The 13000-nt window shown below is 59.8% G+C and carries 11 protein-coding genes; 2 read left to right on the plus strand and 9 right to left on the minus strand.

Annotated elements, in window-relative coordinates; genetic code table 11:
- Positions 1-8: 8 nt before the first annotated feature.
- From tssH to tssA, 7 genes are all read right to left on the minus strand, one after another.
- A complete protein-coding gene (gene tssH / locus AC07VF_RS12135; RefSeq protein WP_495009477.1) occupies positions 9-2588 on the minus strand; it encodes a type VI secretion system ATPase TssH in 2580 nt (859 codons plus the stop codon).
- Entirely contained in the window at positions 2585-3607 is a 1023-nt protein-coding gene (tssG, locus tag AC07VF_RS12140; protein WP_495009476.1) for a type VI secretion system baseplate subunit TssG, read from the minus strand. Before tssG ends, tssH begins: the two co-directional genes overlap by 4 nt.
- Complete coding sequence (tssF, locus tag AC07VF_RS12145; RefSeq protein ID WP_495009475.1) at positions 3571-5358, minus strand: type VI secretion system baseplate subunit TssF; 1788 nt, start codon at positions 5356-5358, stop codon at positions 3571-3573. The genes tssG and tssF overlap by 37 nt, the downstream gene beginning before the upstream one ends.
- Positions 5359-5466: 108 nt before the next feature.
- Positions 5467-5886: a type VI secretion system baseplate subunit TssE gene (gene tssE, locus AC07VF_RS12150; RefSeq protein ID WP_423574311.1), complete on the minus strand. Its 420-nt coding sequence runs from the start codon at positions 5884-5886 to the stop codon at positions 5467-5469.
- Between the two features lie 13 nt (positions 5887-5899).
- A complete protein-coding gene (gene tssC / locus AC07VF_RS12155) occupies positions 5900-7375 on the minus strand; it encodes a type VI secretion system contractile sheath large subunit (RefSeq protein WP_282368390.1) in 1476 nt (491 codons plus the stop codon).
- Between the two features lie 25 nt (positions 7376-7400).
- On the minus strand, positions 7401-7904 hold the full coding sequence (gene tssB, locus AC07VF_RS12160) for a type VI secretion system contractile sheath small subunit (RefSeq protein ID WP_192172600.1): 504 nt from the start codon (positions 7902-7904) through the stop codon (positions 7401-7403).
- A gap of 26 nt (positions 7905-7930) precedes the next feature.
- Positions 7931-9493 (minus strand): type VI secretion system protein TssA, encoded by a 1563-nt coding sequence (gene tssA / locus AC07VF_RS12165; RefSeq protein ID WP_495009474.1) that lies wholly within the window; start codon positions 9491-9493, stop codon positions 7931-7933.
- Positions 9494-10172: 679 nt separating this feature from the next.
- On the opposite strand from tssA, the gene AC07VF_RS12170 reads away from it, so the two are divergent.
- A complete protein-coding gene (locus AC07VF_RS12170; RefSeq protein ID WP_192172598.1) occupies positions 10173-10691 on the plus strand; it encodes an Hcp family type VI secretion system effector in 519 nt (172 codons plus the stop codon).
- 177 nt (positions 10692-10868) lie between these two features.
- Positions 10869-11150 carry a hypothetical protein gene (locus AC07VF_RS12175; RefSeq protein ID WP_495009473.1) on the plus strand — a complete coding sequence of 94 codons (282 nt, stop codon included), beginning with the start codon at positions 10869-10871 and terminating at the stop codon, positions 11148-11150.
- An 11-nt stretch (positions 11151-11161) separates the two neighbouring features.
- Here AC07VF_RS12175 and AC07VF_RS12180 read toward each other — a convergent pair whose 3' ends face one another.
- Complete coding sequence (locus tag AC07VF_RS12180; protein ID WP_495009472.1) at positions 11162-11989, minus strand: EamA family transporter; 828 nt, start codon at positions 11987-11989, stop codon at positions 11162-11164.
- A 75-nt stretch (positions 11990-12064) separates the two neighbouring features.
- Complete coding sequence (gene gcvA, locus AC07VF_RS12185) at positions 12065-12970, minus strand: transcriptional regulator GcvA (RefSeq protein ID WP_495009471.1); 906 nt, start codon at positions 12968-12970, stop codon at positions 12065-12067.
- Positions 12971-13000 lie beyond the last annotated feature (30 nt).

A 13000-nucleotide genomic window follows, 5' to 3' on the forward strand; every position in this document is an offset into this window, starting at 1 on the left:
CGCCCACCTCAGGCAAACTCGCAGGTCACGGCGGCTTCAGCATCAAGCGTTGCGTGCACAGAGGTGAGACGCTGGCCTGCGGCCATGGCGTCGAGCAGCCGGTCAGCCACCCGGGGCAGTACGTGAAGCTCCAGCAAGTGGTCGATCAGACGTGCGCCACTGTCGCCTTGGCTGCAGCGTTCAGCCAGTTGATCGACCAGCGCCTCGGAAAAGGTGAACGTCAGCTGGCGACGGTTCAAGCGCTCGCCCAGACTGCGCAATTTGATCTCGATCAGCTCACGCAGCACCGACCCGCTCACCGGGTAGTACGGGACGACGCGCATGCGTGCGAGCAGCGCCGGTTTGAAATGTCGCGCGAGAACCGGACGGATATGCTCCTCAAGCACCTGCGCGGAGGGACGCGCGCCGTCGGCGCAGAGGTGACTGATGAGGTCGCTTCCAAGGTTCGAGGTCATCAGGATGAGCGTATTGCGGAAGTTGATCTCCCGCCCTTCCCCGTCGTTTGCCACGCCCTTGTCGAAGATTTGATAGAACAGGTTCAGGACGTCTGGGTCAGCTTTTTCGACTTCATCGAGCAGAACCACGGAGTACGGCTTCTGCCGCACCGCTTCGGTGAGCATGCCACCTTCGCCGTAACCCACGTAGCCAGGCGGCGCGCCAATCAGACGCGAGACGGTGTGCTTCTCCTGAAACTCGGACATGTTGATGGTGGTGATGAACCGCTCGCCGCCGTAGAGCAAATCGGCGAGCGCCAGCGCGGTTTCAGTCTTGCCGACACCACTCGGCCCGACCAGCAGGAACACACCCACGGGTGCATCAGGTTTGTTCAGGCCGGCTGCATTAGCGCGCATCGAACGATCAAGGGCGTGGACCGCTTGCTCCTGACCGCGAATGCGGGTGCGCAGGTCAGTTGAAAAGCTGGCGATTCTGGCGTTGTGCTCTCGCGCCAATTGCGCCACGGGCACCCCGGTCCAGGCGCTGATCACTTCGGCGACAAGACGCGGGCAGACTTCAAAGCTCACCAGCCTTTCTTTGGCCTGGGCTTGGGTCAGCGTCCGGTGAATCTCGTGGAGGGCGGCCTGCAGGACTTCGATGCTGTGTGTGTCGTCGGCATCACGGGCCTGCGCCAGTTGCTGACGAAAGTCCAGCAGGCGCTCGGCCAATCCTTTCTGTTCCAACCAGAGCGTTTCGAGAGCAAGGCTTTCTTCATCCGCAGCGCGCAAACGGTTTTCCAATGCATCCAGTGCCGGATGATCGATGGGCAGACCGGCTTCGGCGTCACGACGCAGCGCCTGATGCTGGCGGCTGCCTTCGGCCAGTTCGCTGCGCAGACGCTCAAGGCATTGCGGCGCAGCGGCGAGGCTGATGCGAACGCGCGCGCACGCCGTGTCGAGTACATCGACGGCCTTGTCCGGCAACTGGCGCCCGGCGAGATAGCGAGCGGACAACTCCGCAGCCGCCACCACCGCATCGTCACGCAAATAGATGCCGTGGCTTCCCTCGTAGACGTGAGCGAGGCCCCGCAGAATGGTCACCGCCTCATCGACGGTCGGTTCGTGCAGCCGCACTGGCTGAAAGCGACGGGCCAGTGCCGGGTCCTTTTCGATGTATTTTTTGTACTCGGTCCAGGTGGTCGCCGCGATAGTGCGCAGTTCGCCGCGTGCCAGGGCAGGCTTGAGCAGGTTGGCCGCATCGGCCCCCCCTGCATCACCGCCGGCGCCGACCAGGGTATGGGCCTCGTCGATGAACAATATGATCGGCCTGGTCGACGCCTTGACCTCGTCGATCACGCCCTTGAGGCGCCGCTCAAACTCCCCTTTGACGCTGGCGCCGGCCTGCAACAGCCCCATGTCCAGCGAAAGCACTTCAACGCCCTTTATGGCCCGGGGCACTTCCCCCGCGACGATGCGCGACGCCAGCCCTTCAACGACAGCCGTCTTGCCGACACCCGCCTCCCCCACGAGGATCGGATTGTTTTTCCGTCGGCGAGCGAGAATATCCACCATTTGCCGAATGGCCTCGTCACGGCACAGCACCGGGTCAAGTTTGCCGTCTCGGGCCTGTTGGGTGAGGTTATGGGTATAGCGCATCAGCAATGACTCGCCGGCCGTACCGTGTTTGCCCGAGTCGGAATGCTCCTTCTGCGACAAGGCGAATGCTTTCAGTCGCTCGGTATTCAGCCGGGCAAGCAATGCCTGATAGCGGCTGCCCGCGTAACGCTCGGGGTTGCGCAACAGCGCGAGCACCAACGCCCCTTGATCGACCAGGGTCTGACTCAGTTCGAGGCTGGCGACCAGCAACGCATCCTGCAGCCACTGCACCAGTTCCGGCGCAAACACCGGGTTGCGCGAGGCGCTGTCTTCCATCCGCGCCTGCAGCACCGCGCCGAGTTCACCGGCGTCTATATCGGCATCCTGGAGTGCGCGGGAAAGAAGGCCCTGCGGGCGTTCCAGCAAGCACAGCAACAAGTCTTCGACGAGGACCTTGCTGCCGCCCCTTCCCACACAGCGTCCGGCAGCGTGCTCCAGGTCGCGTCGGCATTCGGCGTCGAGCGCCTGGATAAGTTGTTGCAGGTTGACGTTAGTCATCGTTGGGCTGTCCTTAATGATTTGCTCCCCAGGGTCACCACGCCGTCCGCGCGTTCTCGGCCCAGCCAGCTGGTCCATCCCAGTCGACACGCGTTCTGGCCCGCCAGGCGCAGTTCGCGAATTTCTTCCCGACGCAGCGCCAGGCGAACGTCGTAATCGAGCGGGTCACGCAGCGTGAATCGCACCAATGCGCACAGCGGTTGGTAACCCGCGCCGATCGGCAGGAACTCGTGAAAGCGCTGCCAGCCAAGCTCTCGGATATGAATACGGAACTTGCCACTGCGGTCCCGAACGTGTTCGCCGAGCACCAGATCCTCGCCTAGCTGGGTGCTGGCCCGGCCAAGGCTGTTGCGCTGCTCTTCGAGAATGTCCACGCGGCGCTCCATGCATTGCTCGATCGTCAGCTCTGCGTGTTTGAAGTAGTACCGCAGCACCGCCTCGATCAGTGCTGCCGAGTGGGCGCGCAGGCTGAGCAAACCCAGGTACGGCAGCAGTCGCTTCCAGTTCAACTCCCGTGCGCTTCGAATCTCCTCGCTGCCCAGTCCGATCAGCGCGAACAACTGCGACGAAAACGGATCGATCGCGCCGCTTTCAAAACGGGCGTGGTAGCGGTATTTCTTCCAGATCGGCAGCATCAGCCGATGGAGGCGATGGTGAAACAGATCGAGGAACTGGCGGGTCGGATTGCCCCCCTCACCGTCACCCAGGGCTTGCTCGCTATAGAACGCAGGCAAGGGTGATCCAGACCCGACAAGCCCCAGAAGGTTGAAGCGCAGGCGTGCACGCATCAGCCCGGATTCTTCAAAAAACTCCACGCGGTCCACATCGCTGCCCGGAAAACCAAGGCTCGGATTGGCCTGAAACTCCAGCTGGTCATACAAGTCGTCATCGCTCAGACGCGGGTGTGCAGTGCGCAGTCTGTCGATGACCAGCAACACGACCTGAAACAGCGAGTATTCGCGTATGCCTCGGGTCAGCCCGCTCAAAGCAGGGGCTGCAGGCCCATACGGGGTGTCCATTGGTACACCTCTCCTTGTGTGCTTTTTACGCGCAGCTCGTGATACGAATTGAGGCTGGCGTAAAGTGCAAAAAACTCGTTGAGAACGGAGGCGAACACAAACACGTCGCCCTCGCCGATATAGCCTTGCGGGTCGATGGTCAGCTCGGTGCGCAACCCGCGTACCGGCAGCCCTCTGTGCAGCCGGTCGACATGCTGGTGCCTGATCGACTTGAGTCCGCCCAGCAGGCGCTTGCTGACCTTTTCAGCGTGCGGGTCGTAATAGCGCGGCAGGTCGTAGGTTTCGAGGATCACCTTCAAGGCGTTTACGTCCGCGAGGGACAGGTAGTTAAGCGACATATTGCTGATCAGCTTCCACAGGAAGTCTCGATTCAGCGGCGGCGCATAACTGGGTGTGGCCGGGGTGATATTGCGGAAGGTCAGAAACTCAGGTGTCTGTTCGCAGGCGATGCAGATGTCGCCAAGCTTGAGCCTGCGCGGCAGGTTCTGGTTGGTGCACATCATCTCGATCGACAACGTTTCAGAGGCTTCGGTGTGACGGATGCCGAAGCTCAGGTAGGTGTCGAGGCCGTCGTGCAACGACGATGAACGCTGACGGATGCTGTAATGCGGACGGCGGTTCGGCACATCGAAGCTGGGGTCATGCTCGAAGGATTCGAACGGCACGTAGGCCTCGTAACCCAGGCCACCGGGCTTCCAGCCAATCACCGACTCGATCGAAAACACGCCACAGTTTTCCATGGCGTAGAGCGCCGGCATCAACAGGTACTCGTCCTGTTTGCCCTCAAGGCGGATCGGCGTGGCATCGTGCTTGAACAGGTTCACGATGGGCGTGCAATGGAGCTTGACGTTGTCCAGTGTCGGTCGCAGGCGCTGGACGCCGCCCTTGCGAATGTCGAAACGCAACTCAAGCCCGCGTATTTGTTTGAGCGTGTCTTCCGCCAGCGCGGCGAGCAGCTCCAGGCCCTCCACGTCCACGAATAGAAACTTGTCCTGAAAGGCGAAGTATTCCTGCAGGTAGCGATAACCCCGGAAGGTGTTCAGCGGATACGGAATCAGCGCTTCGTCTTCGGCAAACCCCACGGGCTGGATACGATCGCCAGGCATTCTGAATGCCATGGGCACGCCGTTGACGCCGGGTATAGGCTTGCCGTCTCCGTCCAAAGGCACAAGCTCGATGCTCTCCAGATTGCGCAGAAGGCTCAGATAGAGCGTCTGGCTGATGTAGCGCTCGCCCGCAAAATGCAGGCGCAAACGGCTCAGGTCCAACTCACCCAAATGGCCTTCGCCGCTCAGTTCCAGCCGCAAGCTCAACAGCGCGCCGTCGCCCTTGACCGAGTACGTCAGGTCTACCAGATCCAGCGCCTGGACATCGGTTGGGTAGCAGGTGCGAAAGCGGCACTGCACGCCATCGACCGGCAGGCTGTCCACCGGCGTATCCCGCTCTACCCTCAACGCAGGCCCTGCCAGCTTCAACGGGTCAAACTGGAGGATGCTGAAAGCCGGCAGCGGCTGCATGTAATTGGGCCACAGCAGCTGCATCAGCGAATGGCTGAGCTCGGGCAGCTCGTCATCGAGCTTCTGCCGCAGGCGCCCCGTCAGAAACGCAAAACCCTCCAGCAACCGCTCTACATCCGGATCCCGCCCGGCCTGCCCCAGAAAAGGCGCCAATGCCGGGCTGCGCTCGGCGAATCGGCGGCCCAACTGGCGAAGCGCCGTGAGTTCGCTTTGGTAGTAGTGGTTAAAGGACATGGTATTACCTTCGAGCGGAGCTGTTTGGTTCAAGGGTGGGCGTTGCGGGAAACCTGCCTGCTAGCCCTTATGTCATCAGGTGAAGCCACGTGCAGTGGGGTCCTGACATCAGCATTTCCTGTGATTGACCTGTACCTGACCGCCACCCTCCAGGCGTGCGGCGAACGAGACCCGACGCTTGAAACCCTCCACCTCCAGCAACCCTTCAATACTGAAGGCGAGCCGAAGCTGATCGTTGTCATGGGGCAGCGCGATGACCTGGACACTGCTCAGGCGTGGCTCGTAGGTTTCGATGAAGACCTCGATAGCGAGCCGCGCTTTCGTCAACGCGTCATGAAGGCTCAAGCGCATGTCATTGAGATCCGGCAGCCCGTAATCGGAAAGCGTTTGTACGCTGCCCGCCCGGGTACTGAGCATCTTGGCGAGATGGGCAGCCACCGACGCCGTCGCAGCGTCTTCGCGGCTCCAGCTCACGCGCTTTTCTGCATCGCCACACAGGCGTTCGAAGAGGCTGCCGTATCCAGTCATGTCTTCAAGCCCTTCACTCTTTGTCCAGCTTGCCCACCAGCGACAGGGTGAAGTCGGCGCCCATGTATTTGAAATGCGGGCGCACGTTCAGGCTGACGCGATACCAACCGGGCTCTCCCTCTACGTCACTGACGGTGATCTGCGCGGCACGCAGAGGACGACGCCCACGGACTTCGGCGCTTGGATTTTCCTGGTCGGCAACGTACTGGCGTATCCACTTGTTCAGTTCCAGTTCGAGGTCGGTGCGTTCTTTCCAGGAGCCCAGTTGCTCCCGTTGCAGGACTTTCAAATAGTGAGCAAGGCGGTTGACGATCATCATGTACGGCAGCTGGGTGCCGAGTTTGTAGTTCAGCTCCGCGGCCTTGCCTTCCGCGCTGGTGCCGAAAAACTTCGGCTTTTGTACTGAGCTTGCGGAGAAGAACGCCGCGTTGTCCGAGCCCTTGCGCATCGTCAGGGAGATGAACCCCTCCTCCGCCAGCTCGTATTCACGCCGATCGCTGACCAGTACCTCGGTAGGGATCTTGGTTTCGATTTCACCCATGCTTTCGAAGTGGTGCAACGGTAAATCCTCGACTGCACCACCGCTCTGCGGGCCGATGATGTTCGGGCACCAGCGGAATTTGGCGAAGCTGTCAGTCAGCTTCGTACCGAAGGCGTACGCCGTGTTGCCCCACAGATAGTGCTCATGGCTATTGGCAACGGTTTCCTTGTAGACGAACGACTTGACCGGGTTCTCTTCCGGGTCGTACGGGTTGCGCAGCAGGAAGCGCGGCACCGTCAGGCCCACGTAACGAGCGTCTTCCGACTGACGGAAGCTTTGCCATTTGGCGAACTGCGGGCCCTCGAAATGATCCTTCAGATCTTTCAGGTCTGGCAGGCCGGTGAAGCTTTCCAGGCCAAAGAACCTGGGACCGGCGGCGGCGATGAACGGCGCGTGGGACATGCAGGCGACGCTGGAAACGTACTGCATCAGTTTCACGTCCGGCGAGCTTGGGGACATGAAGTAGTTGGCGATGATCGCCCCCACAGGCTGCCCACCGAACTGACCGTACTCGGCGGTGTAGATATGTTTGTAGAGGCCGGCCTGCATGACTTCAGGTGAATCTTCAAAATCTTCAAGCAGGTCCTCTTTGGACACGTTGAGGATTTCTATCTTGATGTTCTCGCGGAAGTCGGTCCGTTCGACCAGCAACTGCAACCCACGCCATGACGACTCCAGAGACTGGAAGGCCGGGTGGTGCAGAATTTCATCCATCTGGCGGCCGAGCTTGGCATCGATCTCGGCAATCATGCGGTCAACCATTGCCTTCTTGACCGGCTCACCCGCGTTTTGCGGTTTAAGCAACTCTTCGATAAACGCCGACACGCCGCGCTTGGCGATGCCATAGGCATCCTCATCTCGAGGCAAACGGGTTTCGGCGATGATGCTGTCGAGAATGCTGAACTCGCCGGACTCTCTGCTGTGCTGCTGCGATGGTGTGGTACTCATGGTGTTGGCTCCTTGGCGGGTGGACTCAGGTGTCCTGGGCGGCGGCATTCAAACCCAGCTCGCCGAGCACGCGACCGCGTGACTCGTCATCGGCGAGGACGCTTTCAATGGCCTTGCGGAAAGCGGGCGCGTTACCCAGCGGCCCTTTGAGCGCCACCAGGGCGTCGCGCAGTTCCATGAGTTTTTTCAGTTCGGGTACCTGGTCCACCAGCGAGGCGGGATTGAAGTCCTTCATCGATTTGACGTGCAGTTGCACCGCCAGCTCTTCATTGCCTTCATCCTCTTGCAGACGGTTTGGCACGCTCAGCGTGAGGCTCAGGGCCTGCTTGGCCAGTACCTCGTCGAACGTCATCTTGTCGATGCTGATCGGCTTGCGCTCTTCGACTTTTCGCTCGTCTTTGCGCAGGGTGTAATCACCGATTGCGAGCAGCTTCAGCGGCAGCTCAATCTCTTCCTGCGCCCCGCCCGTAGCGGGTTTGAACGTGACATTGATGCGTTCCTTGGGGGCTACCGATCCTTCTTTGGCCATGGCCGTTCTCCTGGTAATTAGGGCCCTTAGGCCTGTTCAAGTACGACTTCGAGGTCGAGGTGGCAGAGCCTGCGATAAACCTCTTCCTTGCGCTCCCGGGCCCCGGGAACCTGAGGCAGCAATTCGAAACAGCTGTGCAAGAGCGCCAGCACTTCCAGCGCAAGATCAGGCTCCCAGGCATTGATGCCTGAGTCCTCCAGCGTCAAGTCGAGGGTTTCGAGTTGGGTCCTGGCGAGTTCGTATTTCCTGGCGGTGAAGCACAACCGTGCCAGGGCGAATTGCCAGAAAAATCGTGCACGCCCGCCCTGAGCGCTTTGCAGGCCTTGCTTGAGCAGCTGTACAGCAGCTTTGAGGCCTTTATCGCGCAACACCGAGACCGCGCTTTCCAGGGCGGACTCCCAGGCTGGCTGGTTATCGGCGGTTTCGACTCTGCGAGGCGCACTGGCGGCCTGCAGCCGAGGCATGACGGTGGCACTGATCCAGGCGCGAGTCGCTGGATCGGCAAACGGGACGCCGTCGTGAAAACGAAGCTCGATGACCTCCGGCAGCCGCTGAATCAAGAGCGCGAATTGAATTTCCACCTCGCGCATTGCCAGCTCGGCGTTCAGCGCGTGCAGACACTCCCACGCCATTCGCTGGCCATCGAACCAGAACGGCGCCTTTGCCAGACTCGCCTCCAGCTCGACCAGCAGATCGGCGTAATTGCCCTGATCGTATTGGTCTCGGTAGCACTTGAGCTTGTCTGCCGGAAGCCCGCGCAGCGCGGTGATGTGCTCTGAGTTGCGCTCTGGCAATGCCTCGATTGGCAGCCACAGCAATGTTCGGTTCAGGCGCAACGCGCGCAGGTCGCTGGTTTTTTGCTTGAGCCACCAGGCACACAACGAGCGCGCGCTGTCCTGCTGAAGTCGCAGTGACTTGTGCGCGTCTTTCTCGCTGTCAATCAGCATCGGTGAGAGGAATGACTGTGCAGGAGGCGGCTTGGCTGGCGCGTCAGCGCCCCCAACGACACCGGCGTCGGGCAGGTTGTCAGTTACCCGTTGGGCCATATTTTTCAAACGCCGGGAGATCGGCAACAGCAAAGGTGCGTCGTCGCCCATGTGCTGGGTAAACACCGCATCAAGGTCTTCAAGTATCTCGACGAGGCGACTGAACAGCGGTAACTGCGCCTTGATTGCGACGTGATCAAAAAGCACGTGCTCAAGGCGGGGAAGGAGCCAGCCGATGGCTGCGGAGCGGGTGCGAATCTTGACGGGATGTACTTCGACCCAGTGGCACATGCAGAGATGGTGAAGTAGCCCTAGTCCTGCCAACAGCCCCTGGAAGGATTCGCGCTGATACAAGGCCCACGCAAGCCAGGCCGCGACGCGAAGATCTTTGGATTGGGTGCGAAGCAGGTGCTCACTTTGTTCACGCACCTTCTGCCAGTCGATCTGAACCGTTTCGTGCATGGATTGAGCTTTATTGACCTCGCTTTCCAGCGCCTCGTATTCATTTGAAAAACGAACGTCTTCGCCCGCGAAGCTCTCTGTGGAGATAGAGGCTTGAGCACTTTCAAGATAATGATCGGACAGTGGAGTTGAATAAGACATTCGAGATCTTCAGTGTAAAACCGCGCCGAATTTAGACAATTAAATTGGCGGGCCTAACGGAATTAGAATAAGGACTAGTTGTGCGGCCGACATGTAACAAAACATCTACCCTTCAGAGGCCGGGAATAATACTCAGCGCGAATAACACTATCAAGCCCTCTATAAACGCGATAACCCCACTCATGTTGTAGGAAGTTTCTTCGAATATACGAGACTCAGGGTAACTTCTTTCATTCATCTTCTTTTTCTCGTTGCTCAGGCGGCGGGAAATATCCTGTCCAGCGTTCAGGACCGGGAAATCGCGATCATGCAACAGGTGCAAGGGGGGCGCGTTCTTCCTCAGACAGTCTGCAATCATCCGCGCCGAGCAATGGCGTGAGGCCTCCATGCGCAAAAAACTGCGCACTTCTCCACCGATAAATCACTGAATGATACTGGCCAGCCCTTATAGAGCGGACCCTGCAGGTAAGTGAGCAAGAAGTTGCGCAGCACTGCGCAACTTCTTGCGCAGATTTACGCCACAAAGTCATTCGATAGACGGCAGTGAACCGTTAAACACCCACCAGACCGATGTTTAATATGAACCAACCCTTAGTTGGCACGATGCTTGAAATAACACTTCGCCCGCTAGGCAAATTCGCTGGCGGGCATTTTAATTTATGAGGCAAGGAGCATTTTCATGGCGACACCAGCATATATGTCCATAACAGGCACCAAACAGGGCCTGATCACCGCGGGCGCGTTCACCGCAGACTCGGTCGGCAACACGTTCCAGGAAGGTCATGAAGATCAGGTCATGGTGCAAGGGTTTCAACATGAAATGATCATTCCGCGCGACCCACAGTCGGGGCAGCCAACCGGTCAGCGTGTTCACAAGCCGGTCAAGATCACCAAGGTGTTCGACAAGTCTTCGCCCCTGTTGCTGGCAGCGTTGACCTCGGGCGAACGCCTGACCGAAATCACCATCCAGTGGTATCGCACCTCGGCAGCGGGCACACAGGAGCATTACTACACCACCAAACTCGAGGACGCGATTATCGTCGACATCAAGGACTACATGCATAACTGTCAGGACCCGTCGAACGCCCACTTCACCCATCTGGAAGACGTGGAGTTCACCTACCGCAAGATCACCTGGACCCACGAAGTTTGCGGCACTTCGGGCTCCGATGACTGGCGCTCCCCGGTTGTTGGCTAAGTTCAGCTGACCGTTGAAATGCCAGCCAGCGATGCTGGCCGGGATTTCTGAGCCTTTGCGGCGCGGGCTAGCGGATTTTGCGGCAGATGTGCTGTCCAACCCATGTTCGTGGGGTCAGGCTGCACAACCGTCCCGCGTCCTTTCAGCCCGCGATCGCTGTGCTTGCCTGGAGGCTCAATGAATCTGCACACGCCCCTGACCGATGACGCAGGCTCTGCGCCTCAGCAGGACTGGTTCTCACATGAGCACTACGCCCGGATCGGCGAGCTGATTGCCCGGCTCAATACCAGTGACACTCGGGAAAGCGTGTCGCGTTACCACGCCATGGCCGAGGGGTATTTGCTGGGACTGCTGGACAGCTATCACGTCAGCGTCGAGCATCACGACGCCGTACGCCAATACCTGCACAACCTCGCCATTGCCCGGTTGAAGACGGTCAAACCGAAGCTGCGCAACTAAGCGGGCGCCGCTCAGCCGATGATGATCGTGCCGGCCGCAATGACCACGCACGCAAGGATCTTGCGCACGGTCAGCGACTCGCCCAAAAACAGATACCCGAGCAAGGCGGCAAACAGCACGCTGGTTTCACGCAGGGCCGACACCGCTCCCATGGGCGCGAGGGTCATCGCGTAAATGACGATGCCGTAAGCGAGCAGCGAAACCACACCTCCCCCCAACGCGGCAACCAAACCGGGCCGGACCGTCAACAGACTGCGTGCGTCCCGCAGACAGATATAAGTGATCGGCATCGTTACGCCCCACAGGGCGCACATCCAGGCGGTGTACGCCATCGGCGCGCCGGACAGACGCCCACCGATGCCGTCCGTCACGCTATAGGCCGCGATGAAACACCCGGTGCCCAGCGCATAAGGGAGGCTGGTCATGTCCAGTTTCCGGCCCTTGAACGCAAGAGAAATAATCCCCGCTGACACCAGTGCAATGCCGATCATCGCGCCGGTCTCGACCACCTCCCCCGCAAATATCGACGCACACAGCGTGATCAGCACCGGTGATGAACCCCGTGAGATCGGATAGGTTTGCCCGAGGTCGCCGCTGCGGTACGTGCGCACCAGAAACAGGTTGTAGCCGATATGCAGCAGCGCCGAGAGCACCGCGTAAGGCCAGCTCTCCGGCGCCGGGGCGTCCATGAACAGCGCCCCGGCAATGCTGACGATGGCCACCGCGACGCACATGACGGTCATCGACCAGAGTTTGTCGCCACCGCCGCGCAGCAAGGCATTCCAGCTGGCGTGCAGCAAAGCGGCGAAGAGGATTAGCAGGATGATGTAAGTAGGCATGCCCGATATTAGTCAGTCGACGCCGGGAAACAAAAGCGACGTTTCTTCATCCAGCCATGAGTAAATACTCATGCCTCAGCCGTAGGTCTTCCCCGCCGCTGTCGACTCATCGAGCAGCCAATCGCGAAAACTGGCCACGTGTGGCTGGGTTTCGACCCCTTTCGGGCAGACGAAGTAGTAGGCCACCGGCGAGGGAAACGGCACGTCGAACAACCTGATCAAACTGCCGTCGCGCACCTCTTTCTCTACGTGTCCACTGCGAACGAGGGCGATGCCCTGCCCCAACAAAGCCGCCTCCACGGTCATGTTGGTGTCGGGAAAACGCACGCTTTCCTTCAGCGAAGTCACGCCCAGGCCGATGTTCTGGAACCAGACTTCCCATTTTGGCACCAGGTCGGAACCGTCCCGGGCCAACAGCGGGTAACGCAACAACTCGGCCGGCTCCCGGGGCATGCCGAAGCGCTTGAGCAAGTCAGGGCTCGCCACGGGAAAAATGTGTTCCCTGAACAAAAATTCCGAGTGCAGCGCGGGGTAGTTACCGCCACCCAGACGGATCGCGACGTCGGGATCGCCGCTGGCAAACTTGATGGCAGTGTCTGTGCTGTCCAGCGTGACGAGGATTTCCGGGTGCAACTGGGACAGAGTGGGCAAGCGCGGCAACAGCCATTTCAGCGCGTAGGAATAGGTCGTACTGACCTTGAGCCTGACGCGGCCGTTCTCTTCACGAAGGTCCGCAAGCGTGGCCTCCAGGTTCATGAAAAACGTCCGCACGATCGGCGCCAGGGCCGCACCCGCCGGCGTCAGGCTCAACGTCTTGCCGCGCTGAAACAGCTGCACGCCCCAGATGTCTTCCAGATGTTTTAATTGGTGACTGACCGCACTTTGGGTAACGTGCAGCTCCTCGGACGCGGAGGTAAACGTCCCGTGACGGGTGGCGACTTCGAAGGCGCGCAAGGTGGCGGTGGGTGGCAGGTCTCTCATCTCATCGGGCCTCAACGGGTATGAACGAAG

The organism is Pseudomonas sp. GW821-FHT02H06 (genome assembly GCF_059421525.1).